Source organism: Hydrocarboniphaga effusa AP103 (genome assembly GCF_000271305.1).
GTDB lineage: Bacteria > Pseudomonadota > Gammaproteobacteria > Nevskiales > Nevskiaceae > Hydrocarboniphaga > Hydrocarboniphaga effusa.
This window is the reverse complement of sequence record NZ_AKGD01000003.1, coordinates 215726-241675: the sequence shown is the minus strand read 5'-3', so window position 1 is coordinate 241675 and position 25950 is coordinate 215726. Positions and strand designations below refer to the sequence as shown.

General features: G+C 66.4%; 18 protein-coding genes. 11 read left to right on the top strand and 7 right to left on the bottom strand.

All coding sequences use genetic code 11. The features are described 5' to 3' along the window. Positions 1-96 precede the first annotated feature (96 nt). Entirely contained in the window at positions 97-3294 is a 3198-nt protein-coding gene (locus WQQ_RS17545) for an error-prone DNA polymerase (RefSeq protein WP_007186582.1), read from the top strand. Between the two features lie 19 nt (positions 3295-3313). On the opposite strand, the gene hutH is transcribed toward WQQ_RS17545, so the two are convergent. The 4 genes from hutH to prmB form a co-directional block, all read right to left on the bottom strand. Beyond that, positions 3314-4858, bottom strand: coding sequence for a histidine ammonia-lyase (hutH, locus tag WQQ_RS17540; protein ID WP_007186581.1), 1545 nt, complete (start codon positions 4856-4858; stop codon positions 3314-3316). Positions 4859-5149: 291 nt separating this feature from the next. Continuing rightward, positions 5150-6241: a chorismate synthase gene (aroC, locus tag WQQ_RS17535; protein WP_007186578.1), complete on the bottom strand. Its 1092-nt coding sequence runs from the start codon at positions 6239-6241 to the stop codon at positions 5150-5152. Between the two features lie 11 nt (positions 6242-6252). Then, complete coding sequence (locus tag WQQ_RS17530; RefSeq protein ID WP_007186577.1) at positions 6253-6903, bottom strand: FMN-binding negative transcriptional regulator; 651 nt, start codon at positions 6901-6903, stop codon at positions 6253-6255. Between the two features lie 16 nt (positions 6904-6919). Then, positions 6920-7837: a 50S ribosomal protein L3 N(5)-glutamine methyltransferase gene (gene prmB, locus WQQ_RS17525; RefSeq protein ID WP_007186576.1), complete on the bottom strand. Its 918-nt coding sequence runs from the start codon at positions 7835-7837 to the stop codon at positions 6920-6922. A 138-nt stretch (positions 7838-7975) separates the two neighbouring features. Between prmB and WQQ_RS17520 the strand changes: the two genes are divergently transcribed. The 5 genes from WQQ_RS17520 (at position 7976) to WQQ_RS17500 (ending at position 12155) form a co-directional block, all read left to right on the top strand. Next, complete coding sequence (locus tag WQQ_RS17520; protein ID WP_007186575.1) at positions 7976-8599, top strand: SCO family protein; 624 nt, start codon at positions 7976-7978, stop codon at positions 8597-8599. Then, entirely contained in the window at positions 8596-9084 is a 489-nt protein-coding gene (locus WQQ_RS17515) for a copper chaperone PCu(A)C (RefSeq protein ID WP_007186574.1), read from the top strand. The genes WQQ_RS17520 and WQQ_RS17515 overlap by 4 nt, the downstream gene beginning before the upstream one ends. 40 nt (positions 9085-9124) lie before the next feature. Further along, on the top strand, positions 9125-10012 hold the full coding sequence (asd, locus tag WQQ_RS17510) for an archaetidylserine decarboxylase (protein ID WP_007186573.1): 888 nt from the start codon (positions 9125-9127) through the stop codon (positions 10010-10012). After that, positions 10009-10518, top strand: coding sequence for a GNAT family N-acetyltransferase (locus tag WQQ_RS17505; RefSeq protein ID WP_007186572.1), 510 nt, complete (start codon positions 10009-10011; stop codon positions 10516-10518). Before asd ends, WQQ_RS17505 begins: the two co-directional genes overlap by 4 nt. Positions 10519-10643: 125 nt before the next feature. Beyond that, positions 10644-12155: a M48 family metalloprotease gene (locus WQQ_RS17500; protein WP_007186571.1), complete on the top strand. Its 1512-nt coding sequence runs from the start codon at positions 10644-10646 to the stop codon at positions 12153-12155. Between the two features lie 201 nt (positions 12156-12356). On the opposite strand, the gene mtnA is transcribed toward WQQ_RS17500, so the two are convergent. Continuing rightward, entirely contained in the window at positions 12357-13370 is a 1014-nt protein-coding gene (mtnA, locus tag WQQ_RS17495; RefSeq protein ID WP_007186570.1) for an S-methyl-5-thioribose-1-phosphate isomerase, read from the bottom strand. A 102-nt stretch (positions 13371-13472) separates the two neighbouring features. Between mtnA and WQQ_RS17490 the strand changes: the two genes are divergently transcribed. The 4 genes from WQQ_RS17490 to WQQ_RS17475 all read left to right on the top strand — a co-directional run bounded on the left by WQQ_RS17490 (position 13473) and on the right by WQQ_RS17475 (position 17111). Continuing rightward, positions 13473-14810 carry a TRZ/ATZ family hydrolase gene (locus WQQ_RS17490; protein ID WP_040454971.1) on the top strand — a complete coding sequence of 446 codons (1338 nt, stop codon included), beginning with the start codon at positions 13473-13475 and terminating at the stop codon, positions 14808-14810. 162 nt (positions 14811-14972) lie between these two features. Then, on the top strand, positions 14973-15674 hold the full coding sequence (gene ubiG, locus WQQ_RS17485; protein WP_007186567.1) for a bifunctional 2-polyprenyl-6-hydroxyphenol methylase/3-demethylubiquinol 3-O-methyltransferase UbiG: 702 nt from the start codon (positions 14973-14975) through the stop codon (positions 15672-15674). Continuing rightward, on the top strand, positions 15674-16339 hold the full coding sequence (locus tag WQQ_RS17480) for an HAD family hydrolase (protein WP_007186566.1): 666 nt from the start codon (positions 15674-15676) through the stop codon (positions 16337-16339). Before ubiG ends, WQQ_RS17480 begins: the two co-directional genes overlap by 1 nt. Before the next feature lie 10 nt (positions 16340-16349). Beyond that, positions 16350-17111 (top strand): SDR family NAD(P)-dependent oxidoreductase, encoded by a 762-nt coding sequence (locus WQQ_RS17475; RefSeq protein WP_007186565.1) that lies wholly within the window; start codon positions 16350-16352, stop codon positions 17109-17111. A 128-nt stretch (positions 17112-17239) separates the two neighbouring features. On the opposite strand, the gene WQQ_RS17470 is transcribed toward WQQ_RS17475, so the two are convergent. Beyond that, entirely contained in the window at positions 17240-17713 is a 474-nt protein-coding gene (locus tag WQQ_RS17470; protein WP_007186564.1) for a DUF1249 domain-containing protein, read from the bottom strand. Between the two features lie 214 nt (positions 17714-17927). Between WQQ_RS17470 and WQQ_RS17465 the strand changes: the two genes are divergently transcribed. Then, on the top strand, positions 17928-19559 hold the full coding sequence (locus WQQ_RS17465) for an alpha-D-glucose phosphate-specific phosphoglucomutase (protein WP_007186563.1): 1632 nt from the start codon (positions 17928-17930) through the stop codon (positions 19557-19559). 57 nt (positions 19560-19616) lie between these two features. Here the strand turns inward: WQQ_RS17465 and WQQ_RS17460 are convergent, their stop codons facing one another. Next, positions 19617-25826, bottom strand: a complete 6210-nt coding sequence (locus WQQ_RS17460) for an AAA domain-containing protein (protein ID WP_007186562.1) — start codon at positions 25824-25826, stop codon at positions 19617-19619. Positions 25827-25950 lie beyond the last annotated feature (124 nt).

The following is a 25950-nucleotide window of genomic DNA, read 5'->3' as shown; positions in this document are numbered from 1 at the left end:
TCGATGTCGACGGCCTGGCCGACGACGTGTTGAAGACGCGCGATCATACGGCTTCGCATGCCACACGGATGCAACGGGCTGGCGGACAATAGCGTCATGAGCCCGCCCGCCGCCTATGCCGAACTGCACTGCCTGAGCAATTTCAGCTTTCAGCGCGGCGCCTCGCATGCGGATGAGCTCGTCACGCGCGCGGCCAGGCTCGGCTATGCGGCGATCGCGATCACCGACGAGTGCTCGCTCGCCGGCATCGTGCGGGCACGCGACGCGATCAGGTCCTACGTGGAACAACGCGAAAAAGCCATCAGCGAAGCGACTCCCTCCACGCTCGATGAACTGCATCGCCAATGGCCGCCGGAGCCCGCGCTGATCGTCGGGGCCGAATTTCATTTGCGCGACGGCCCGTCGTTCGTGCTGCTCGCGCCCGATATCGAAGCCTATTCGCAGATCAGCCGGCTCATCACGCGCGGCCGGCAAACGCAGCCCAAGGGCCGCTACGAACTGCATCGGCGCGATTGCGATGCGCTCGATCGCTGCCTCGCGCTCTGGCTCGCCGACGAGCACAGCACGAACGAGCACGGACACTGGCTCGCGGAGCGCACCACGCAAACCTGGCTCGCCGTCGAGCTGCATCGCGGCCCCGACGACGCAGCCCTGCTCGCGCATCGCCAGCAACTGGCGCAAGCAAGCGGGCTAGGTTGCGTCGCCGCCGGCGGCGTGCTGTTCCACGATCGCGCGCGCAAGATGCTGCACGACGTGCTGACCGCCGTTCGCATCGGCAAGCCGGTGTCCGAATGCGGCAAGGCGCTGCTGCCGAACGCGGAGCGGCGCTTGCGCAGCCTCGACGAGCTTTTGACGCTGTATCCGCGGGCGATGCTCAACGAGACGCTGCGCATCGCCGGGCGCTGCCGCTTCGATCTCAAGCAGATCAGATACGACTACCCCTCCGAACTCGTGCCGCAAGGCCACGACGCGACGTCCTATCTGCGCGCACTGACCGAACGGGGCATGCGCCGACGCTGGCCGCAGGGCGCCTCACGCGCCGTGCGCGATCAGATCGACAAGGAGCTCGCGCTGATCGCCGAGCTGCAGTACGAAGCTTTCTTCCTGACGGTCGAGGACATCGTTCGCGAGGCCAACGCGCGCGGCATTCTGTGCCAGGGTCGCGGCAGCGCGGCGAATTCGGCGGTCTGCTATGCGCTGGGCGTGACCTCGGTCAATCCGGCCGAAGAGCAGCTGCTGTTCGAACGCTTCCTGTCGAAGGAGCGCAACGAGCCACCCGACATCGATGTCGATTTCGAGCACGAGCGACGCGAAGAAATCATCCAGTACGTGTTCAAAAAGTACGGACGCCATCGCTGTGCGCTTGCGGCGACTGTCATCAGCTATCGCACGCGTTCGGCCTTGCGCGATGTCGGCCGCGCGCTCGGCATGGAGCCCGAGGACATCGATCGCGTCAGCAAGGCGCTGGCCTGGTGGGACAAGAAGGAAGAGCTCGCGAATCGCCTCGTCGAACAAGGCTTCGATCCCGAAGCAACGCGCCTGCAGCATTGGCTCAGGCTGACTTCGGAACTCACCGGCTTTCCGCGCCACCTGTCGCAGCACGTCGGCGGCTTCGTGATTTCGCAGCGCCCGCTCGATGAGCTCGTGCCGATCGAGAACGCGGCGATGCCAGGCCGGCAGGTCATTCAATGGGACAAGGACGATCTCGAATCGCTGGGCCTGCTCAAGGTCGACGTACTCGCGCTCGGCATGCTCACGGCGCTGCGCAAATGCTTCGATCTCGTCGAAGGCTTCGATCCGGCGAAGCGCTACACGGTCGCGAACATTCCGCGCGACGACGAGCCGACCTACGAGATGATCCGGCAGGCGAAGACGATCGGCGTGTTTCAAATCGAATCGCGCGCGCAGCAAAGCATGCTGCCTCGTCTGCTGCCGGAAAGTTTTTATGATCTGGTGATCCAGATCGCGATCGTGCGCCCCGGTCCGATCACCGGCGGCATGGTGCATCCGTATCTGCAGCGGCGCGCGGAGCAGCGCCAGCGCAAGGAACAGGGCCTGCCGCCTGAAAACGACTTCGATCGCTACTACCCGTCGCAACTGCACGGCATTCTGCAGCGCACGCTGGGCGTGCCGATCTTTCAAGAGCAGGTCATGCAGATCGCGATCACCGCGGCGCAGTTCACGCCCGGAGAAGCCGATCAGATGCGCCGCTCGATGGCGGCCTGGAAGCGCCATGGCGGACTCGAGCATCTCAAGGAGAAGCTCATCAACGGCATGCTCAATAACAGGCAGGGCCAGTACACGCGCGAGTTCGCGGAGGAAATCTACCAACGCATCCTCGGCTTCGGCTCCTACGGCTTTCCCGAATCGCATTCGGCGAGCTTCGCGCTGCTCGCGTACGCGTCCTCGTATCTCAAGTGTCATCACCCGGCGGCCTTCATCGGCTCGCTGCTCAACAGCCAGCCGATGGGTTTTTATCCGCCATCGATGCTGGTTGCCGAAGCGCGGCGTTCGGGCGTCGAGGTGCGCGCCGTCGACGTGCAGCACAGCCATTACGAATGCACGCTCGAACGCGTCGAAGGCAGCGAACATCCCGCATTGCGGCTCGGCCTGCTGCAGGTGGAAGGCCTGTCGGAAACTTCCAGCTCCTCCATCGCCGACGCACGCCGGCTGGGCGCGTTCAAGAACACCGACGATCTCGCGCGCAGGGCCGGTCTTTCGCGTCGCGAGCTGCTCGTGCTCGCCAATGCCGGCGCGCTCGAAAGCCTCAGTGGTCATCGTCACGCGGCGCGCTGGAACGTCGCCGCGCATCAAACCGATACCGCGCTGCACATGGACCGGCAGCTCGAAGGCGCCGGCGATCTGCGCGCGCCGACACCCGGCGAAGACGTGCTCGACGACTACCGCAGCCTGGGCCTTTCGTTGCGCCAGCATCCGCTGGCCTTGCTGCGCGAGCGCCTGAGCACGCGCAAGGTGAGCACCGCCAAGGATGTCGTCGACGCCAAGGACCGCAGCAAGCTGCGCGTCGCCGGCATGGTGATGTTTCGCCAGCGGCCGCCGACCGCCAAGGGCGTGATGTTCATGACCATCGAAGACGAAACCGGCAGCGTGAACCTGATCCTGCGGCCGCAGTTCGTCGAGAACCATCGCGCCGAAGTGCTCGGCGCGCGCGTCGCTGTGGTGACCGGCGAAGTGCAGTCGACCAGCGGCGTCATCCACGTCATGGTCGAGAAGTTCCGCGACGTGAGTTACCTGCTGTCCGAGATTCCGTCGCTTTCCCGCGACTTCCACTGAGGCCGCAGCGCCGCGGGCCTCAGGCCGGCGCCCAGCTCGGCAGCAGTTCCGACACCATCGGCGTCAGCGCCTCCTCGAGCAGCAAGCCGCGCACGGCCGCGATATCCGGAGCGAAGTAGCGATCGCGATCGTAGAAGGCGACGCGCTCGCGGACCGCTTCACGCACGTGCTGCAGGGGCTCGGAGGTTTGCAGCGGCGCGTGGAGATCGATGCCCTGCACGGCCGCGAGCAGCTCGATGCCGACGATGTCGCGCGTGTTCGCCGCCATCTCCAGCAGCCGTCTTGCGGCGAAGGTCGCCATGCTGACGTGATCCTCCTGGTTCGCCGAAGTCGGCAGGCTGTCGACGCTGGCCGGATGCGCGAGCGATTTGTTCTCGGACGCCAGCGCCGCGGCGGTCACGTGCGCCATCATGAAGCCCGAGTTCAGGCCGGGCTCGCGCACGAGAAACGGTGGCAGGCCCGACAGGCTCGCGTCGATCAGCAGGGCGATGCGACGCTCGGACAAGGCCCCGATCTCGGCGATCGCGAGCGCCAGCGTGTCGGCCGCGAGCGCGACCGGCTCGGCGTGGAAGTTGCCGCCCGAAAGCACTTCGGAGTCCGCGCCATTGACGAACACCAGCGGGTTGTCGCTGACCGCGTTGGCCTCGATGGTCAGTGTGCGCGCCGCGTTGTGCAGCAGATCGAGGCAGGCGCCCATGACCTGCGGCTGGCAGCGCAGGCTGTACGGGTCCTGCACGCGATCGTCGTTGACCAGGTGCGACCGCCGGATCTGGCTGCCTTCGAGCAGGCGTCGATACGCCGCCGCCACCGCGATCTGCCCGGGCTGGCCGCGCACGAGATGGATGCGCTCGTCGAACGGCGCATCGGAGCCGCGCGCCGCATCGACCGAAACGGAGCCGGCGACCACCGCGGCGGCGAACAGGTCTTCGGCTTCGAGCAGGCCGCGCAGCGCAAGCGCGGTCGACGCCTGGGTTCCGTTGAGCAGCGCGAGCCCTTCCTTGGCTTCGAGCTGCAAGGGGCTGATGCCGGCGCGCTGCAAAGCCTGGCCTGCCGGCCCGATCACGCCGTTGACGCGCACCTCGCCCTCGCCCATCAGCGCCAGCGTCATGTGCGCGAGCGGCGCCAGATCGCCCGAGGCGCCGACCGAGCCCTTGGCCGGAACGCAGGGCAGCACGCCCGCGTTGCACAGCGCGAGCAGCGATTCGATGACCAGCCTGCGCACGCCCGAGGCGCCGCGCGCGAGGCTCGCGGCCTTGAGCACGAGCATGAGCCGCACGGTCTCGTCGTCGAGCAGCGGACCGGTGCCGACCGCATGCGAGCGCACCAGGTTGGTCTGCAGCTGCCGAAGCTGGTCGGCCGCGATGTGGGTCTTGGCGAGCTTGCCGAAGCCGGTATTGATGCCGTACGCCGGCTCACCGCGCGCGACCGCCACCTGCACGGCCGAGGCGGACGCTTCGACGGCGTCCCAGGCGTCCGCCTCGATCGACAGCCGCGCCTGGCCATTGAGCAGATGCCGCAGTTCCCGCAGCCGCAGGCGGCCGGGGCGCAAATGCCATTCGGACATGCAACCCTCCCGAGGTTTTGTCCCTTGATCGTCGGGCTACTGCAACAGTCTCCAGCGCGCGGCGCAACTCGGAAGACCCTCAGGACACGATCGAACAGAGCTGTCTGCCGCCCGGCCTCGGCGTCGAGGCGGAGTCGCCGCGATCCGACGGCCAGTACGCCTGAAGCCCGCACGGCATGAACCAGTCCGGAGCTTTCGGCGCAGAGTTCGCGCTGCTGAAGGCGGGTTCGAAGCGGCGGCCTCGCCGCGCCGCCACTGTCGTCGATTCGCCGGTTTCGGGTGGAGCTCCGATCAGCCGGTGATGCGGGGCGTTTCCGGCACCACGTCGCCGCACTGGGCACGATTGCGCAGCCAGTGATCGACCAGCACGAGCGCGACCATCGCTTCGGCGATCGGTGTGGCGCGCACGCCCACGCAGGGGTCGTGCCGGCCGGTCGTGCGCATGTCCACGGCCTTGCCCTCGCTGTCGATCGACTTGCCCGGCGTGGTGATGCTCGACGTGGGCTTGATCGCGATCGCGCAGACGATGTCCTGGCCGGTGCTGATGCCGCCAGCGACGCCGCCCGAGTGATTCGACAGAAAGCCGTCGGGCGTCATCTCGTCGCGATGCTCGGTGCCGCGCATCGCGGCCACCTTCATGCCATCCCCGATCTCGACGCCCTTGACCGCGTTGATGCCCATGAGCGCGTGCGCGAGATCGGCGTCGAGCCGATCGAACACGGGTTCGCCGAGGCCCGGCGGCACGTTGGTCGCGACCACTTCGATGCGCGCACCGATCGAATCGCCTTCGCTGCGCAGCGTATCGATGAGCGCTTCGAGCTCCGGCACGCGCGAGGCATCGGGCGCGAAGAAGGCGTTCCGGTCGATCTCGTCCCAGGACTTGAACGCGATCTCGATATCGCCCATCTGCGACAGATAGCCGCGCACCCGGATGCCGAACTTCTCGCGCAGCAGCTTCTTGGCGATGGCGCCAGCCGCCACGCGCACCGCGGTCTCGCGCGCCGAGCTGCGCCCGCCGCCGCGATGATCGCGAATGCCGTACTTCTGGATATAGGCGTAGTCGGCGTGATTCGGGCGGAACACCTGCGAAATCTTGGCGTAGTCGTAGCTGCGCTGGTCGGTGTTCTCGATCAGCAGCGCGATCGGCGTGCCGGTGGTCCTGCCCTCGAACACACCCGACAGGATGCGGACCTTGTCCTCTTCCTTGCGCTGGGTGACGTATTTGCTCGTTCCGGGCTTGCGCCGATCGAGATCGGGCTGGATGTCGGCTTCGGACAGTTCGAGCCCCGGCGGGCAGCCGTCGACGACGCAGCCGATCGCAGGGCCGTGGCTTTCGCCGAAGCTGGTGACGCAGAACAACTTGCCAAACGTGTTTCCGGACATCGCAATCTCGGCTACGACAAGGTTGAATTCAGGGTGATCGAGCGCATGGCGTCGGCGACGGCTCGTGCTTGGGGTGCGGCCTCGGCGGACAGGCCGGCCAACACACCGGCCTTGTTGGCGGCCGGTTGGTTCTGGCTGAGCTTGAACTTGCCTTCGAGCCGGCTCACGCGCAGCTCGATGCCGACGATGGCACCCAGCATGGCGTCGAGATAATCGGCCGGCGCGTCGTCGATCGACCAGGCCGGATCGCGCGCTCGTTCGTGACGCTTCGTGAGTTCATCGACCTGTGCGCGCAGCCAGTGCCTGTCGTCGTGCACGCGTAGCGAGCCGTGTGCATGAACGACGCTGTAATTCCAGGTCGGAACCGCTTTGCCGTGCTCGCGCTTGCTCGGATACCAGCTCGGCGTGACGTAGGCCTGCGGGCCATTGAACACGGCCAGCACTTCGCGATCGGCACGCCCATCGCGCCACAGGGGATTGGCACGCGCAACGTGTCCGTGCAGCTGCAGATCGCCGGCTTCGCCGATGTGTACGTACAGCGGAACGTGATTGGCTTGCAGCCCATCGTCCGTGGACATCACCAGCGTCGCCAGCGGATACGCGGCAACGAGCGCGAGCATCGCCTCACGGTCACGAACCTCGAAGTGGCGCGGCTGATACATAAGGCCTTATCCGCGCTCAGCGGCCCTTGAGCCAGCCGACGAGGTCGGCCCTGGAGATCGCGAACACGCCGTCGCCGCCGCGTTCGAAATCGGGCCAGCTCACCGGAATGTCGGGCCAGCGCGCTTCGAACTCGGGCACCGAGCCGCCGACTTCGCAGATCAGCAGGCCCTTGGCCGACAGGTATTTCGGCGCCTCGCGCAGGATGCGCTCGACGATGTCCATGCCGTCGCTGCCCGCTTCGAGCGCGAGCTTGGGTTCCTGGTGGAATTCGCGGCCCAGCGCCTGCCATTCGGCGGTCGGCACGTACGGCGGGTTGCTGACGATGAGCTCGTACTGGCGCTTGCCGAGACCGGCGAACAGGTCGGAGCGTATCGCCTTGACGCGATCGCCGAGTCCGTGGCGGTCGATATTGCGCTGGGCAACTTCGAGCGCACCCGCGTCGATGTCGACGAGATCGACCTCGGCGTCCTCGATCGCCGCCGCGCAGGCGATGCCGATGCAGCCGCTGCCCGTGCAAAGGTCGAGGATGCGCGTCGGCGTCTGCGTGACCCAGGGTTCGAACTGGGCCTCGATGAGTTCGGCGATCGGCGAACGCGGCACCAGCACGCGCTCGTCGACGTAGAACGGCAGGCCGCAGAACTGGATCTCGCCGATCAGATAGGCCGCCGGCTGGCGCGTTTCGACGCGCTTGCGCAGCAGCTCGACGACGCTGGCGCGTTCGCTCGCGGTGACGCGCGATTCGAGATACAGAGTGGGCAGATCGGCCGGCAGCTTGAGCGCATGCAGCACGAGGTGAAACGACTCGTCGAGCGCGTTGTCGGTGCCGTGGCCGAAAATCAGGCCTTGTCGGGCGAACTCGCTGGCGCCCCAGCGCACGAGATCGCGCACCGTTTCGAGCGCGATCGTCTCGTCGCCAACGGAGGTCTGGCTCATGCGGGCACCATCGCTATGGAATAATCGGCGGACAAAAGAGGTCACGGACGGTGGGTAAGTCCGCAATTTTAAACTGTTCCCGACGGCCACGCGCCCGCAGCCACCGGGGATGACGCAGCTTCTCGACTCAGGATCCTCATGTCGGCTTCCAAATCCATCTTGATCGGCGTGGTCGCGGCGGTGGCCGCCGTGGCAGGCCTGGTGGCGGCGCAGTTCGCGTTCGCCCCGCGCACCGTCGAAATCGAATCCGGCACGCTGCTCGAAAAACCGCGCACGATCGCCCCGTTCCAGCTCGTCGACAGCAGCGGCAAGGCCTTCGACGAGTCGCGGCTCAAGGGCCAGTGGAGCCTGATCTTCACCGGCTTCACCTATTGCCCGGACGTCTGTCCGAACACGCTCGCCGTGCTCAAAGCGGTCAAGGCCCAGCTCGACGAAGCCAAGGTCCCGCTGCAGGTGGTGTTCGTTTCGGTGGATCCGGAGCGCGACACGCCCGAGAAGCTCGGCCTCTACACGCATTACTTCAGCCCGGAATTCATCGGCGCGACCGGCAGCGGCAATAATCTCGATTCGCTCACGCGCAGCCTGAGCCTGGTCTACGCCAAGGTGCCCGGCAGCACGCCGGAGACCTACACGATGGATCATTCGGCCGCGCTGGTGCTGATCAATCCGCAGGCGCAGGTGGCCGGATATTTCCTGCCTCCGCACCGCATCGACGCGCTCACGCGCGACCTGACCAAAGTCATCACCGGAGGCTCGCCATGACCCTGCTCCTCAACATGATCATGACCACGACCCGGCGCGCCTCGATCGCGCTGCTCGCACTGGGCTTGCCGGCCGCCGCCTGGGCCAATTGCGCCAACCTCAAAATCGAAGACCCGTGGATCCGCGAAGCGCCTCCGGGCGCGATGACCAGGGTCGGCTTCGCGCAACTCTCCAACAAGGGCACGACGCCGCTGACGATCACCGGCGCGAGCAGCCCGGATTTCGCCAGCGTGGAGCTGCACCTGAGCTCGCTCGAAGCCGGCCAGGCGCGCATGCGCCATGTCGAGACCCTGACGCTCGACCCCGGCCAGGTCGTGCGGCTCGAACCGGGCAGCTATCACCTGATGCTCATGCAGGCCTCGCGCCCGCTCGCGAGTGGCGACGAAAGTCTGATCGAGCTGCGCTGCGACACCACCAGCGCGGTGGTGAAGTTCCCGGTGCGCCCGCCGCAGGTGCTCAAGTACCAGCCGCCCGGCTCCAACTAAGCCTCCCGACTCCGCTTCGACTCAAGGCACCGCTCCCATCATGGCCGCAACCGACGCCAGCACCGGCGACCTGCTGTTCTCCGCTTTGCAGCGCGTGCTGCCGACGCGCTTCCTGTCCTGGCTGATCTTCAAGATCACGCGGATCCGCAACCCGGCATTCAAGAACGCGTTCATCCGCTTCTTCATGTCGCGTTTCCGCATCAGCCTGGCCGAGGCCGAGATCGAGCAGGTGGAGCGCTTCGGTAGCTTCAACGAGTTCTTCACGCGCGCGCTCAAGCCCGGCGCGCGGCCGCTGCACGAAGACCCGTCGGCCCTGATTTCGCCGGTCGATGGGGCCGTGAGCCAGTTCGGCACCATCGAGGGCGGGCGCATCTTCCAGGCCAAGGGCCAGGGCTATACGGCGGCCGAACTGCTCGGTGGCGATGACCTGGCCAAGCCGTTCGAGAACGGCGAGTTCTGCACGATCTATCTGGCCCCGAACAACTACCACCGCCTGCACATGCCGCTGGCCGGCACGCTGCGCGAATGGGTCTACGTGCCCGGGCGGCTGTTCAGCGTCAACCCGGCCACCGCGCGCGCCATGCCGCGCCTGTTCGCGCGCAACGAGCGCGTGGTCGCGATCTTCGATACCGAGCTGGGGCCGTTCGCGATGGTGCTGGTCGGGGCCTTCTTCGTCGGCTCCATCGAAACCGTCTGGTCCGGTCTGGTCACCCCGCCGCACCGGCGCGGCAACACCGTTTCGCGCTACCAGCCGGCGCAGCCCGTCAGGCTCGAACGCGGAGCCGAAATGGGCCGCTTCAACATGGGCTCGACGGTGATCCTGCTCGCGCCGCGCGGCACGCTCGAATGGGCCGCCGAGCTGCGTCCGGCGCTGCCACTGACGATGGGCCGGCCGATCGGCCGCAAGCTCGGGGCCGGGCAAGCATGAGCGGCCCGGCAGCGCTGACCATCGCGCCCGCGACCGCGCACGACGTGCCGCTGATCCTGGCCCTGATCCGCGAGCTGGCCGACTACGAGCAACTCTCCGACCAGGTCAGCGCCACCGAAGCCGCCTTGCGCGCGAGTCTGTTCGGTGAACGCCCCGCCGCCGAGGTGCTCGTCGCCCGTTCCGGCGGCGAACCGGCCGGCTTCGCGCTGTTCTTCCCGAATTACTCGACCTTCCTGGCCAAGCCCGGCATCTACCTCGAAGACCTGTTCGTGCGCCCGGCGTTTCGCGGCCAGGGCATCGGCAAGGCGCTGCTGGCGAGCGTCGCGGCGCTGGCGGTGGCGCGCGGCTGCGGGCGCTTCGAATGGTCGGTGCTCGACTGGAACGAGCCGGCGATCGGCTTCTACCGCCGGCTCGGGGCGCGCCCACTGGACGACTGGACGATGTTCCGCATCACCGGCGCCGAACTCGCGGCGCTCGCGGCGGGCGCTGCGCGCAACGGTTCGTGAGCCGTCGTAAGTAGTTTTGCAGCGAACCGAACTTCGGGCTCCGTCCGGTTTCCAAGCGGCGTTACCATAAGAGACGGTGGACCCACCGATCTCACCGACCCCAGGCCGCCCCGAACCGCTAGCGCATGCGCCCCATTGCCTCTCTCGTATCCGCCGGCCTGGCCGCGGCGTTGACCGTTTCGATCGCAGCCTCGGCGCAAATAATCGACACGGTGCCCTCGGACGGCCTCGGCAGCGGAGCCCAGCCGCCGCTGAACCTGCCGCAGATGGGCGAACCGGCCGACGCCGCGTTGTCGCCGACGCAGGAAGCCCAGATCGGCGCGAGCGTGATGTCGCAGCTGTATCAGTACGAATACATTCTCGAAGACACCGAACTCACCGATTACCTGACTACGATCGGCTACCGGCTGGTCGCCGCGGCCGCGCAGAAGCCGCCGCACGTCGAGTTCTTCGTCGTCAAGGATCCGCGCATCAACGCGTTCGCGATGCCCGGCGGCTACATCGGCTTCAACGCCGGCCTGCTGATCGCAAGCTCCACCGAGAGCGAAGTCGCCGGCGTCATGGGCCACGAACTCACGCACGTGATCCAGCGCCACATCGCGCGCTCGCAGGCCGACCAGGGCGGCGTCGGAACCTTCGCCACCTGGGCCGCGGTGCTGGCCGCGATCATCGCCGGCTCGGCGAACCCCGACGTGATCCTTGCCGCGCTGGCCGTCGGCCAGGGCTCGCTGTACCAGAAGCAGGTCAACTTCACGCGCGCCAACGAGCTCGAGGCCGATCGCATCGGCATCCAGACCATGCACGAAGCCGGCTTCGACCCCGAAGGCATGGCGAGCTTCTTCCAGCGCCTGGCCCAGCAGTCGCGCCTTTACGGCTCGGGCGTGCCGGACATTCTGCTGACCCACCCGGTCAACACCGTGCGCATCTCCGAGGCGCGCGCCCGCGCGGCCTCGATGAAGACGCGCAAGGTCGAGAACTCCTACGAATACGGGCTCATGCGCGAGCGCGCCCGCGTGCTGACCTTCGGCCGCCCGGCCGACGGCATCGATCTCTACACCGCCGAACTCAAGGCCGGCCGCGATACGCCCGGCAACCGTTACGGGCTTGCGCTGTCGCTGCGCGAGAGCGGCGACTTTCCGGGCGGCATCGCGGTGCTCAAGCCGGTGCTCGACGCCAACCCGAAGCAGGTCAACCTGCTGCTGCTCATGAGCGAGCTCAAGCTCTACGCGGGCCAGCAGGCCGAAGGCCTGGCCCTCGCCAAGAAGGCGCAGGAGCTTTATCCGCGCAGCACGCCGGCCATCCTCGGCTACGCCTCGGCGCTGATCCAGGCCGGCAAGCCGGCCGAAGCGCGCCAGCTGCTGCTGTCGACCGAGCAATCGTTCGGCACGCGCATGGAAACCTACCGGCTGCTGTCGAACGCTGCGCGCGACATGAAGGACACCGGCACCGCGAGCTACGAGATGGCGAACTACCTCTACTACCGCGGCGACTACGGCGGCGCGCTGGCCCAGCTCGACGCCGGCCTGCGCCTCGACAGCCTGTCGCAACAGGACCGGGCGCGCATGGCGGCCCGGCGTGCGGAGGTTCGCGAAGCGCTGCCGCGCAACTACAACCCGTATGCGCGGGAGCGGCGTTGAGGAAGTTTGCGGGGCTCTTGGTTGACAGTTGACGTCGCCAGCCGCGCGACCAAAACCCCTCTCTCCCCTCGCTAACGCGAGGGACTCTCTCCCGCACACCGGAGAGAGGACATCAACAGCTGAACTTCCACCACAGTCGCAGCGGACTCATGCAGTCCCCTCTCCCGCGTGGCGCGACAGCGCCGGGTGAGGGGCTTCGGCTCACCCCAACAGCGCCCGTATCTTCTGCTCGGTCGGCTGCTCGATCACGCCGCGTTCGCAGACGATCGCGTCGATCAGGCTCGCGGGCGTGACGTCGAACACCGGGTTCCAGGCCTGCATGGCTTCCGGCGCGATACGGCTGCCGCGGAATTCGGTGAGTTCGTTCGGCGGGCGCTCCTCGATCGGAATCGCCGCGCCGTTCGGGCAATTGAGGTCGAAGGTTCCGCTCGGGGCGACGACCATGAACTTGACGCCGTGGTGCCTGGCCGCGACCGCCAGCGCATAGGTTCCGATCTTGTTCGCGGTGTCGCCGTTCACGGCGATGCGATCGGCACCGACGATGACCCAATCGATCTTCTCGCGCTGCATCAGATGCGCGGCCGCGCCATCGGCGATCAGGCGCGCCGGAATCTTTTCGTAGAGCAGTTCCCAGGCGGTCAGTCGCGCGCCTTGCAGCCACGGACGCGTTTCGCCGTTGTAGACCTGCGAGAGCCGGCCCCGCGCCCAGGCGCTGCGGATCACGCCGAGCGCGGTGCCGTGGCCGCCGGTGGCGAGTGCGCCGGTGTTGCAATGGGTGATGACGACCGCATTCGGCGGCAGCAGCGCGGCGCCGGCTTCGCCCATCGCGAGGTTTTGCGCGAGGTCTTCTTCGTGAATGCGGATCGCCTCGGCGAGCAGCGCCTTCGCGTCGGCGCCCTGGCTCTTGAGCTCGCGCATGCGCAGCAGCGCCCAGCGCAGGTTCACCGCAGTCGGGCGCGATTCCATCAGCACGCGATCGGCGGCTTCGTAGTCGCGGCCGGCGAGCGCGTCGAGCACCAAGCCATAGGCGGCGGCGATGCCGATGGCCGGCGCGCCGCGCACCGCCATGCCGTGGATGGCGTCGGCGACTTCAGCGGCGCTGCGGCAGTCGACCCAGCGCTCTTCGTTCGGCAGCACGCGCTGGTCGATGAGCTTCAGATGGTCGTCGGCCCAGATGATCGGGCGGATGCCCGTCGCGGAACTGCTCGCGGTCATGAAGTTTTCCTAAGCTTGGATGCCCGCGCCCAGCCGTAAAAGACCAGTCGCCAGAATCGCTAGAATTTGGGGGCGCATTCTACCTCCGAGCCCGTGAACCTCATGCAATCGCCTGACATCGTCGGCCAAGTCGAATCCATCGACCTTCTCGTCCTCCCGGGCTACCTGGTGCCGATCGAGCCCGCCGGCAGCGTGCTGCTCGATCATGCGCTGGCGGTGCACGACGGCCGCATCGTTTCGATCCTGCCGGCCGACGAGGCGCGGCTGAAATACAAGGCGAGGCAACTGCTCGACCTGCCCGGGCACGCGGTGATGCCCGGCCTGGTGAACCTGCACACGCATTCGGCGATGAGCCTGATGCGCGGTCTGGCGGACGATCTGCCGCTGATGGACTGGCTGCAGCAGCACATCTGGCCGGCCGAGGGCCAGCACATGAACCGTGCGTTCTGCGGCGACGGCGTGCGGCTGGCGATGGCCGAGATGATCCGCGGCGGCCAGACCACGTTCTCGGACATGTATTTCTTCCCCGAGGCCACCGCCGAGGCCGCGATCGCGGCCGGCATGCGCACGGCCGTCGGGCTCATCGTCATCGACTTCCCGACCGCCTGGGCGCAGCCCGGCGAATACATCCACAAGGGGCTCGATCTGCACGACAGGCTGCGCAACCAAGCGCTCGTGAAAACCGTGTTCGCCCCGCACGCGCCGTACACGGTGTCGGACGAACCGCTGCGGCAGATTCGCCAGTACGCGACCGAACTCGGCATCGGCATCCACATGCACGTGCACGAGACCGCCGGCGAAGTCGAAATGGCCGTCGCGCAGAGCGGCAAGCGGCCCTGGCAGCGGCTCAAGGAACTCGACCTGCTCGGGCCCGACCTGATCGCCGTGCACATGACCCAGCTGACCGACGAGGAGATCGCCGAGGCCGGCCAGTACAAGGTGCACATCGCGCACTGCCCGGAATCCAACCTCAAGCTCGCGAGCGGCTTCTGTCCGGTGCATCGGCTGATCGAGGCCGGCGCCAATGTCGGCATCGGCACCGACGGCGCGGCGAGCAACAACGACCTCGACTTGTTCGGCGAACTGCGTACCGCGAGCCTGCTCGCCAAGGCCGTCGCCGGCGACGCGCGCGCCCTGCCCGCCGCGACCGCGCTCGAACTCGCGACGATCAACGGCGCCCGCGCGCTCGGCTGGGACGACACCATCGGCTCGCTGAAGCCCGGCAAGGCGGCCGATTTCATCGCCGTCGACATGAGCGCGGTCAACACGCAGCCGCTCTACAACGTGCTCTCGCACCTGGCCTACGCGGTCAACAGCCGGCAGGTCGACCACGTCTACGTCGCGGGCCGCGCGTTGCTCAGCGAAGGCCGCCTGCAGACGCTCGTCGAAGACGAGCTGCTGGCGAAGGCGCGCGAGTGGCGCGACATCATTCGCCCTTGAAACGCCTTGCCCTCTCCCGCTTGCGGAAGAGGGCGGCGCGAAGCGCCGGTGAGGGAGCGCAGGTCGATGACGGAGCCAATCCGATCCAGCCGCACTCCCTCACCCCTGCCCCTCTCTCCAGACTCCATGCATCCGACCCTTGTCATCTGGGACAATAGCCGCATGAGCAACGTCGACGAAGGCGAAATCCGCCGCTTTTCCGCCCTCGCCTCGCGCTGGTGGGATCCGCGCGGCGAGATGGCCGCCCTGCATCACATCAATCCGGCGCGCGTGCGCTACATCGAGCGCGTCGCGGGCGGCCTGCGCGGCAAGCGCGCGCTCGACGTCGGCTGCGGCGCCGGCATCCTCACCGAAGCGCTCGCCGCCAAGGGTGCGAGTGCGCTCGGCATCGACATGGCCGAGGCCTCGCTCGAAATCGGCCGGCTGCATGGGCTCGAATCGGGCGTGAAGGCCGACTACCGCTGCATCGCGGCCGAAGCGCTGGCCGCCGAAATGCCGGGCGCTTTCGACCTGGTCTGCTGCCTCGAGATGCTCGAGCACGTGCCCGATCCGGCCTCGGTGATCCGCGCCGTCGCCACGCTCGTGAAGCCGGGCGGCGACGTGGTGTTCTCGACCATCAACCGCAACCCCAAGGCCTATGCGCTCGCCATCGTCGGCGCCGAACTCGTCGCCGGGCTGATTCCGCGCGGCACCCACGACTACGCCAAGTTCATCAAGCCGTCCGAACTCGAAACCTGGAGCCGCGAAGCCGGACTCACCGCCGTCGAACTGCGCGGCCTGCGCTACAACCCGCTGCTGAAGTCGGCCACCGTCGGCGACGACATCGACGTGAACTACCTGCTGCACTGTCGCAAGCCCGCCTGATGAAGCCGATCGCCGATCTCGACCTCGTGCTGTTCGACCTCGACGGCACGCTCGTCGACACCGCGCCGGACCTCGGCGGCGCCGCCAACCAGGTTCGCGCCGACCTCGGCCTGCCGCCGCTCGCCGACGTGCTGTATCGGCCGGTGGCCTCGGCCGGCGCGCGCGGGCTGCTCAAGGTCGCGCTCGAGCTGACGCCCGATCACCCGGAATTCCCGGTTCGGCGCGACGCCTTCCTGGCCTACTACCGCGCCCGGCTGACCCAGCGTTCGGCGCCGTTTCCGGGCATCGCCCAGATGCTGCTGGCCCAGGAGCTGCGCGGCCGGCGCTGGGGCGTGGTGACGAACAAGCCGAGCTTTCTGACCGACCCGCTGATGCGCGAGCTCCAGCTCTACGCTCGCGCCGCCTGCGTCATCAGCGCCGATCACGTACCCGCGCCCAAGCCCGCGCCGGATTCGATCAATCTCGCGCTGCAGCGCACCGGCGCGGCCGCCGGGCGCACGGTCTACGTCGGCGACGACCTGCGCGACATCGAGGCGGCCAAGGCCGCCGGCATGCGCAGCATCGCCGCGGGCTGGGGCTACATCAGCCCCGGCACGCCGATCGAACGCTGGGGCGCGGATGCGATCGCCGCCACCGTGGCCGAGCTCGGCGCCCTACTTTCCTAAGGATTTTTCTTTGTCCATCAACGCCATTCCGGCCGGCTTCACGCCGCAGCCCGACAGTTTTCGCGACCGCGTGATCCTCGTCACCGGGGCTACCGGCGGCCTCGGCTCGGCCACCTCGCTCGCCCTCGCCCGACTCGGCGCGACCGTCATCCTGGTCGGCCGCACCGTGCCCAAGCTCGAGAAGCTCTACGACGAGCTCGAAGCCACCGGCGGCCCGCAGCCCGCGATCGTGCCGCTCAATTTCATGACCGCGACCTGGGCCGAGTACGAGAACCTCGCGCAGACCATCGAGCAGACCTTCGGCCGTCTCGACGGCATCGTCCACGCGGCCGCGCATTTCAAGAGCTTCATCCGGCTCGAAGACCTGCCCCCGCGTGACTGGCTCGATACGCTGCAGATCAACCTGACCGCCCCGTACACGCTGACGCGCCTGTGCCTGCCGATGCTGCGAGCCTCGAAGGATGCATCGGTGGTGTTCGTGACCGACGACGCCGGTCGTGCGCCCAAGCCCTACCAGGGCGCCTACGGCGTGACCAAGGCGGCCGGTGAGGCGATGTTCAAGACCTGGGCGCTCGAGCTCGGCAACGAGGCGCAGTCGGCGAGCGGGCTGCGCTTCAACAGCTGGCACCCGGGGCCGATGCGCACGCTGCTGCGCGGCAAGGGCTACGCGAGCGAATCGCTGACGCCGGTCGATTTTCCCGAAAAGGTGGTGCCGCAGCTGCTCTGGCTGCTGGGGCCGGACAGCCGCGGGCTGTCGGGGCAGCAGTTCTAGTTTTTTGCCTTCTCCCCCCGGAGAAGGTGGCGCCAAGCGCCGGATGAGGGATTCGCCGAAACGCCCAGGGTCGCTGGTACTCAGAATCCCTCACCCCAGCCTCTCCCGGAGGGAGAGGAAGACAAAGCTCAGGCCGCCGACGAGGCCGCCGAGGACTTCGAGCGTGAGCGCGGACGCGCGGTCAGCGTGAAGCCGTGGCCGTGCTCGAGCAGGTATTCGAGCCACTTGCCGAGCATGAGGTTGCGCCTCCACTGCTCGCTCAAGAAGCGCCAGGCGCTCGGATCGGCGTCGTCCTCGGCCTGCCAGGGCGGGCGGTGGCTGCATTCGAGCGCCTCGGCCATTGCCGCGTCGCGGTAGACGCGCACCCAGATGTCCGGGTGGCGGCGCACGCCGTCGGCGTCGATGAACTCATAGGTCAGCTTGAACGTGACCGTATAGCGATCGCGCTCCTGCACCGACAGATGCAGCGGCAGGTCGGACTTCGAGTTCGAAACCGCGTCCTGGAACGGCAGGTCCAGCTCGGGAATCAGCCGCTCGATGAGCTTGTAATTGCGCTCATAGAGGTCGAGGAGCTGGGCGAGCCGCCGGGTCTGTCCACCCACGACGGCAGGGTTTGAAGTAGAGATCGCAGGCATTGGCCGACTATAAGGGTTGTCTGGGCTGATTCAAGGGCTGGGGCGATTGCGGAGAAGGGCACCGTCTTCAGGGCACAACAGGCGGAAAACAAACTTCCCGTCGGCCCATACGCGGGCTAGAGTCAGGTGACTGGAAATAAAGTGCCTCGCTCCCACAACTTCGATAGGACCACGTAACGCCATGCCCGTTCGCGAAATCGCCACAAAACCTTTCTCCGACCAGAAATCCGGCACGGCGGGGCTTCGCAAGAAGGTGGCGGTGTTCCAGCAGCCGCACTATCTCGAAAACTTTCTGCAGTCGATCTTCGACGTCGAAACCTCGCTGCGCGGCAAGACCCTGGTCATGGGCGGCGATGGCCGCTACCACAACCGCACGGCGATCCAGACCGCGATCGCGATGGCCGCGGCCAACGGCGTCGCCAAGGTCATCGTCGGCCAGGGCGGCATTCTGTCGACCCCGGCGTCGAGCCACATGATCCGCATCAGCGGGGCCGCGGGCGGCCTCGTTTTCACCGCCAGCCACAATCCGGCCGGCGAAGACGGCGATTTTGGGCTCAAGTTCAACATCGCGGGCGGTGGTCAGGCCAGCGAGACGCTGACCAACCGCATATACGAGGCCAGCAAGAGCATCTCGCGCTACCGGATCGAGGAGAACGTCTGGGTCGACCTCGATCGCCGCGGCAGCCAGAAACTCGGCGACATGGACATCGAAGTCGTCGATTGCGTGGACGACTACGCCGCGCTGATGCAGACCCTGTTCGACTTCGACCGCATCCGCGACTGGTTCAAGAAAGGCCATTCGCTGGCCTTCGACGCCATGCACGCGGTCACCGGGCCGTACGCGCAGCGCATCTTCGTCGACCTGCTCGGGGCGCCGCAGAAATCCGTAATGAACGCTTCGCCGCTCGAAGACTTCGGCGGCGGCCACCCGGACCCGAACCTGATCTACGCCAAGCCGCTGGTCGACCTGATGTATTCGGACCACGCCCCCGACCTCGGCGGCGCTTCGGACGGCGACGGCGACCGCAACATGATCCTCGGCCGCGGCATCTTCATCTCGCCGGGCGATTCGCTGGCGATGCTCGCCGCGCACCTCGACAAGCTGCCGGGCTACAAGAAGGGCCTGGCCGGCGTCGCCCGCTCGATGCCGACCTGCCGTGCGCTCGACATGGTCGCCAAGGGTCGCGGCCTGGCCTGCTACGAGACGCCGACCGGCTGGAAGTTCTTCGCCAACCTGCTCGACTCGGGCCGCATCACGCTCTGCGGCGAAGAGAGCTTCGGCACCAGCTCCAACCACGTGCGCGAGAAGGACGGCGTCTGGGCGGTGCTCGCCTGGCTCAACGTGCTGGCCGAAACCGGTCTGTCGATGCAGCAGATCGCCGACGCCCACTGGAAGCAGTACGGCCGCCATTACTACGCGCGCCACGACTACGACGAGCTGCCCACCGCCGTCGCCAACCAGGTCATGGAGACGCTGATCGCCTCGCTGCCCCGGCTCGCCGGCCAGAAATTCGGCGAATGGACCGTCAGCCAGGCCGATGAATTCGGCTACGAGGACCCGGTCGACGGCAGCGTGGCGAAGTCGCAGGGCATCCGCATCGTCTTCGGCGAGGCCGCGCGCCTGATCCTGCGCCTGTCCGGCACCGGCACCAAGGGCGCGACCCTGCGCCTGTACCTGGAGCGCTACGAGACGGCGGCGGAGAAGCTCGGCTACAAGACCGGCGAGGCGCTCGCCCCGCTGGCCGCGATCGCCGATCAGCTCATCAGGATCGGCGAGATCACCGGGCGCAAGGCGCCGGACGTGGTGACCTGAGACACCAGCCGCTCTCGTGCGAAAGCCGGCCGATCAGGCCGGCTTTCGTTATCCGCTTCAGGCCGTAGCCGCGGCCTTGATCCGCCGCACGATCTCAGCCGGCTGCCGCCCCCAATCGCGCGCATTGATGCGCATGAGCTTCCAGCCACGCTGATTCAGCACACCCGGCACGTGCAGGTGGGCTTCAATCGGGCTTTCGGCCTGATCGCCTTCGATGAACATCAATCCCAGGCAGTAGCGGTGCGGATCGCTGGTACTGACCAGAGCCAGCGGCACACGAAAGCCCGAAGCGCCGACATCGAGTTCGCAGCGAAAGCCTTCTCGTTCGAGCGCCAGCATCAGCTGAGCCTTGAGCGGAACGTACATCGGCAACTCGGCCAGCCCGAGCTGGGCCGACCGCTTCAACGGCGCCCCACGCATGAGATCGAGCACGCGCTCGGCTTCGTTGCGATGCCCAAGCGCCATCGCTTTGGCGAACTCCAGAAAACCCTTGAACAAGCGCGGCCCGTCGTTCTTGCTGGTCGCCACCGAGAGCATCGAGGGATCAAACGAAGCAACGACGTGAATCTCTTTCTTGGCCCGTGACACCGCGACGTTGAGCCGGCGTTCGCCACCACGCTGGCCAACCGGACCGAAGCGCGCAGGCACATAAAGCTCCTTGCCGCCGTTGCGCTTAACGCGCTCGCGCGGCGCATGGCCGAGCGAAAAGACGATGATGTCGCGCTCGTCTCCCTGCACGTTCTCGAGGTTCTTCACGAACGGTCTTTCGTCGATGCGCTCGCGCGCCATCTGCGAGTCGTACAACGCCGCGAATGCCGTATCCGCTGCACGAACCTGATCGATGGCGTCGAGAATCACCTTGCGCTGAGCGAGGTTGAACGTCACCACTCCGATCGTCGGAGGATTGAGCCGCTCCATGAGCCGCTTGAGCAGTTCGACCACCGCGATCGCTTCGGTCTGATTGACACCTTCCTCGTAGTGCGCGTTCTGCACGCCATGCCAGAACACAGCGGCGGGCGCTTTGCGGCTCATGACGGACGGAATCGTCATGAGACCGCCTCCATAGATCGCATGATTGGAGAATGCGATCAGTTCCTCCTGCTGGCAGCGGTAATGCCAGGCCAATCCGGCGTGTGCGACGCGACTGCGTGCAAGCACGAGCAACGACTCGGCGTCCAGCACGTCCTGCGGAGCCTGCTGCGCTTCAACGGAATCCTCGTCGTCGCTGGTGGCCTTGAAGAAGTTGCTCGGCGGCATTTGCCGTTCGTCGCCCGCGATGATCACGCGCTTGGCCCGCATCAAGACCGGCAGCCCGTTTTCGACCGTGCATTGCGAAGCCTCGTCGAGAATCACGACATCGAAACACGCTTCGCGCGGGAACAGCTGCACCATCGTCTCTGGCGACAGCAGCCAGACCGGCAGCGCGTCGAGCAGCCCCTGGCCGACGTAGCGGCGGACGAAGGTGCGCAACGGCAGCAGCGCACGCTGCTTGCGCGCCTCCTTGAGCATCGCTTCCTTGGTCGCCTGCACGTCGGTCCGCCGCGCACCTTTGGCCGCCGCAGGCGTACGCAGCCAGCCGTTTTCGTCCTGCTTGGCGAGCACCAGCGAAGCGATCTTGTCGGTCGCTTCACCGGAGTGTCGGCGGTAGCGCTCCGCGTGTTCGCTTTCCGCATCGTGTTCGAGCAGTTCCGACAAAGAGATGTCCGGAACCGGGTCGAGCGCGGCGACGACACCGGCGGCCCAGGTCTTCAGCACTGATTCCGTCCATTGCCCCGGCGTCACATCGGCGCTTTGCGCAAGCTGGACCAACAGCCCGCGAGCCGAACGATGCTGAGCCTGGGCAGCGAGCAGCAAGCGATCCGATTCGGCCAGCCGGCTCGCATGCTGCCGCCAAGCGGAGACCCGAGAAGACCACTGCGCCGCGGATGTCTCCGCGCCGAGCCAGGGCAACAGCACCTGAGCCGGACTCAGTACGGCATTCAATGAGGCCGAAGCCGCAAGCACGGCAAGCAAGCTGCTGACCCGCCGATCCCAAGCGGTGATCGCCGCGACTTCCTGCGTCGATTCGGGCCAGCACCGCACGGCCTGCAAAGCAATGCGTTCCGAAGCGATCGCGACCACCCCCTTGGCGATGCGCTGCACCTGTTCGAGCGCCGGAACGCTCATCGCCAATTCCGATCGCGGCAGCAGCTTGCGCAAACCGACATAGCGCTCTTCAGCCTCCGCGATCGCCGGCAATGCCGCAAGGCAAGCCTCGACACGCTGCCCCCAGCTGGCCCACCCCACGGCGAGCATCGGCGCCGGCCACAAGCCCAGGCCTTGCAACGCCATCTTGGCTTGCGCGATCAAAGCGGCCTGATCGCAAGCCGCCACGATCTGCCGAACTGCCAAGCTGGCCTCAGTAGCGTCGGCGGGCGTTGAGGAATGCGAAATCAGTGCAGCCAGCGATTTGATCGTCACCCAGCCCTTGGCGGCTGAGCGGCGCTTGTCGATTTGATCGAACAGATCGGCACTTGGCGATGCACCGGCCTTTTCAGGCCATTGCTGCGCCAAGTGCTCCGTGAATTGCTTCTTCGCCTTCCACCAGGACGGCTTGAAGAATCGCAGCGGACTACTGCTCGTGGCGGCTAGCACGGAACCGGCAGCTATCGCCTGCGGGGTATCGCTCCAATCCACTGGTGTCGAAAAACCCTGGACATGAACTTCGTGTTGCTGCCAGGCCTGCGTCAGCGCCTGAATCTGGAGCGTGATGGCGGACGAATCCTCGTTCTTGCACCAAGCCGACAGCGCGCTACGCGCAACCGGCGTGCTGGCCGATGCGAGCGCTGCGCGTGCCAGCTCCAGCGGCATCTGCGAGCGCCGGAGCAGGAGATGCGTATCGCGCGTCGATTCCAGCCCAGCGTTCGCCAGGATAATCTCCAGTGATCGCATGGACTCCAGCGTCGATTCGACCGAGCCGAACACCTCGGCTGACGATTCCACAGCCCCCAGCAAATCCGCAAAAACGCGAAAGTCCGACGCGGCTTCACGAAGCTTTGCACTCGCTAGCACTGCCTCGATGCCGATTCTCGCCGCCCCGATCCGCACGAGCGAGTGTGCATCCGGCGCCATGTCGGCCGCTGCACAGGCCTCTTCAAAGCTCTGCCGGTTCCGCTGTGCCTGCTGCAAGGCTTCGAGATAGATCGCCGATTGGCGCGAATCGAGAGTGTCGAGATTCGGGCGCTTGGGCTCATCGCCGGGCGCCAGCCACACCGAATCCGGCCGCCACAAGTCGGCGAACGGAGCCAATGCCTGCAGCGTAGAAGCAAACGCTTCAATGGCCTCGGCCGGAATCTCCTCCAGGCCGAGATCGAGCGGCATCGCCGGCACGTCGAAGCTCGATCGATAGACATAAGCCTGGCCGAGCGAAACGCCAGACTTGCTCCAACGCAAACGTTCCGAAAACGTGGACAGATCGCGTTCGATCTCGAGCCGCTGGGCATGCAGCGCCTCGATCGAAACCGAGGGCCGTGGGCGCTGGATCTCTTCTTCGATGCGCGCCGCCACCTGCTGATAAAGTGAGCGACGGTCCTCGTGAACGTCATGCACCAGAGCCAGCAGATGGCGAAAATCCAGAGCTTCTAGACGATTGACGACCACGTCGAGCGCGGCGCGCTTTTCGCAGACCACAGCCACTTTTTCGCCACGCAGCAAGGCATCGGCAACCAGGTTCACGATCACCTGACTCTTGCCGGTTCCCGGAGGGCCATCAATGACCAGCGCCCGACTCGCTCGCGCTTTTTCGAGCACCGCGCGCTGCACCGGATCGGCATGAATCGCCGGAATCGGTGCGCTGCCAACTGAATCCAGAACCGGCGCATGCGGTTCGGCCGGCAACAACGCCTTGAGTTCGGCAGGTAACACTTCGCCGGCGCATGCGAACAGCGAACCGGGCGACTTGCCTTCCTGCAGATGAGTCAGCAACTCGTCATAGTCGTGCAACAAATCCGAGCTCGACTGAGGGAACAGCCCCAGTACCGCGCACTCCTCGATTTCGAGGCGATCGTCGATCCAGCCATTGAGTTCCTGGTTGCGGTCCTTGAAAGGCAGCAGCTGTCCCCAGGTCGGAACCAGCTTGATGCCTAGACGATCGAGCACTTCGACGACCATCTTCGGGCCGCTCTCCGCCGCGGCATCACATTCTTCGACGAGAGTCTCGGGGAACGGGATCTGCTTTTGCCGCAGCAACAGCCGCAGCAAGGCTTGGTTCGCGATCGGCGTTTCGTTGGCGGTCGCCACCAGGCGAACTCGCCCGCGATCCCGCTGGATCACGGCCGGATACAGAACCAGCGGGCCACGCAACAGATAGCCGTTGACGGTTCCGGTAAGGAACGGATAACCCAGATAAAGCTCGTCCGCCCCGGTTTCTTCGGTTCGGCTCTGACGCTCGCGATCGAGCGCAACGAGCGAGTTCAAGGCCCGGTGCGAGCCTTCGTGGGCATCGGCATCAGCGCCGTCGAGTACCACGATCGAACCACCAGAAGTCACGAACTCCAAGGCTCGCTCGGCCAACCCATTCGAAACGTCTTCCAGCTGATGCAGGTCAAAGGCGCGCCCCGCTCGTGGAACCCTCAGTCGGATCGAAGGGCTGCGACCGTCTCCCGAGACGAGCTTGTCGCGCATGCGGGTGATGGCTCTGCGCAGGCGAGCGGCAGGGCTGCCAGGGTCTTCGGTCTGCACAGGAGCCTGCTTGACCTCCGCGCTTGGGCCCGCAACAAGTTGCAACTTGAGCAGTGCGTCCAGCTCATCTCCGATCGCCGGCTGGATCAGCAAGCCAGCCTCACGGGCCGCGCTTTCGAGTTCCCGGCGCACGTCTTCCGAATTCTTCGGAGCCCCGATCAAGCGCATGAGTCGCCGCACGGTTACCGTATCGCCACCACGGCGCACGACGCGATCGAGGTAAACCTTCAACGCAGCTCGCGCCTGCCTGGCCTCGGCGGGCATTGGAATGGACCGCACCGGCTCCTCGGTGACGATATCGACCGACAGCGTCGAAGCCGCAAGCACCGAAGGCAACAGGCTGCGAAAAAGGCCAATGCACCCAAGCGCCGAACCGATCGCGAGAATCTGATCGATCTCCTCGGGCGCGCACTCGCCATCGGCCGCCAAAACGTGCGTGAGCAAGGCAAACAGCGAACGCTGCGCTCGAGGCCCGGTGGCGTACAGCACCGGAGCCAGTTGCTGGAAGCGCGCAAGCGCTTCGGCCGGGTCTAGCAACTCGCGCCAGTCCGGCAACAAATGCGCGAACACGCGCTCGATCGCCTGCACTTCCGCATCGTGGATTTCGCCGTCGGCGGCGGCCACCAGCACGCAGGCCGCGAGCGCGCATTCCTGCACTTCGATCTGCGGTTCTTCGAAAACAGTGGCGTTGCCGAATTCGACTTCGGAATGCCCGAGCACGCGCATGAGCTGCTCGTCGACTTCCGCGATGGGCCGGGTTCCCGGCCCATCGTCAGTGAGCTGCCGGTAAAGATCGGACTCGCTGAAAAGCCACAGCGCATAAGCCCGCAAGCTGTGCTCCGGATGGCTGTATCCGAGCGCGGTTTCGCCATCGCTGAGCATGCTGTCGATCAGGCTGCGGCTCTGCTCGAGATAAGCCTGGGTATCCCAAGTCAGCTCGCTGGCCGGCAAGCCGGTGACAACCACCATTTCGAGCCTCAGCGCAGCATCGAGATCGCGGCAGGCCAGCAAGCCGAAACGATCCGCCGTCAACTCCATCGCCATGCTCAGGCGACGCGCCTGATCCAGCACCCCGTCGTCGTGCGTGGACTCGTTGAGCAACAATCGACGCGCCGTATGCGCCGCTGCAGCATGCGGGTGGTGCACTCCGTGAGCGAGGTAATGTCCGAGTTCGTGCCCCATCACCGCAGCGAGCGTCTTGTCGTCGAGCAGTGACAGCAGGCGCCCTTGAATCTCAAGCAGCACGGGGGACTGGCAGTGGTGCATGGCCGCGTTTTCCGCCCCGGCCGCCTGATAAATCTCGATGGGCTCGGTCACTCCGAGCGTGGCGGCGCATTGTCTGGCCGCCGTGTACGGTGCGGGCGCCATGCCCTCGGACAGCAAGAGTGATCGGGCCAGCAACAAGCGGCGGATACGTGCACCGTCCCCGGCACCGACGTTGAGCGCAGGTGTCAGCGCTGAAAGCGCCCCGGCATAAACGCGCTCGCCACCAAAACGAACGGACTGAATCTGCTCGGCGCTCAGCGCCGTCCAAGAACCTGCATCCATCGACTCCCCCAAGTCAGATTTGATCGGCAATCGGCAGCGCAACCAATAACACTTCTGCCAAACGACGTCTGCCTAACGACCCGCTCACACCTGGACGCCGCAAAGACAGAGACGTGATCAACAG

Bases quoted from the DNA above. Each gene is read 5' to 3' on its own strand.
- WQQ_RS17545 (WP_007186582.1), top strand. From the start codon at position 97: ATGAGCCCGCCCGCCGCCTATGCCGAACTGCACTGCCTGAGCAATTTC.
- hutH (WP_007186581.1), bottom strand. From the start codon at position 4,858: ATGTCCGAATGGCATTTGCGCCCCGGCCGCCTGCGGCTGCGGGAACTG.
- aroC (WP_007186578.1), bottom strand. From the start codon at position 6,241: ATGTCCGGAAACACGTTTGGCAAGTTGTTCTGCGTCACCAGCTTCGGC.
- WQQ_RS17530 (WP_007186577.1), bottom strand. From the start codon at position 6,903: ATGTATCAGCCGCGCCACTTCGAGGTTCGTGACCGTGAGGCGATGCTC.
- prmB (WP_007186576.1), bottom strand. From the start codon at position 7,837: ATGAGCCAGACCTCCGTTGGCGACGAGACGATCGCGCTCGAAACGGTG.
- WQQ_RS17520 (WP_007186575.1), top strand. From the start codon at position 7,976: ATGTCGGCTTCCAAATCCATCTTGATCGGCGTGGTCGCGGCGGTGGCC.
- WQQ_RS17515 (WP_007186574.1), top strand. From the start codon at position 8,596: ATGACCCTGCTCCTCAACATGATCATGACCACGACCCGGCGCGCCTCG.
- asd (WP_007186573.1), top strand. From the start codon at position 9,125: ATGGCCGCAACCGACGCCAGCACCGGCGACCTGCTGTTCTCCGCTTTG.
- WQQ_RS17505 (WP_007186572.1), top strand. From the start codon at position 10,009: ATGAGCGGCCCGGCAGCGCTGACCATCGCGCCCGCGACCGCGCACGAC.
- WQQ_RS17500 (WP_007186571.1), top strand. From the start codon at position 10,644: ATGCGCCCCATTGCCTCTCTCGTATCCGCCGGCCTGGCCGCGGCGTTG.
- mtnA (WP_007186570.1), bottom strand. From the start codon at position 13,370: ATGACCGCGAGCAGTTCCGCGACGGGCATCCGCCCGATCATCTGGGCC.
- WQQ_RS17490 (WP_040454971.1), top strand. From the start codon at position 13,473: ATGCAATCGCCTGACATCGTCGGCCAAGTCGAATCCATCGACCTTCTC.
- ubiG (WP_007186567.1), top strand. From the start codon at position 14,973: ATGAGCAACGTCGACGAAGGCGAAATCCGCCGCTTTTCCGCCCTCGCC.
- WQQ_RS17480 (WP_007186566.1), top strand. From the start codon at position 15,674: ATGAAGCCGATCGCCGATCTCGACCTCGTGCTGTTCGACCTCGACGGC.
- WQQ_RS17465 (WP_007186563.1), top strand. From the start codon at position 17,928: ATGCCCGTTCGCGAAATCGCCACAAAACCTTTCTCCGACCAGAAATCC.
- WQQ_RS17460 (WP_007186562.1), bottom strand. From the start codon at position 25,826: ATGGATGCAGGTTCTTGGACGGCGCTGAGCGCCGAGCAGATTCAGTCC.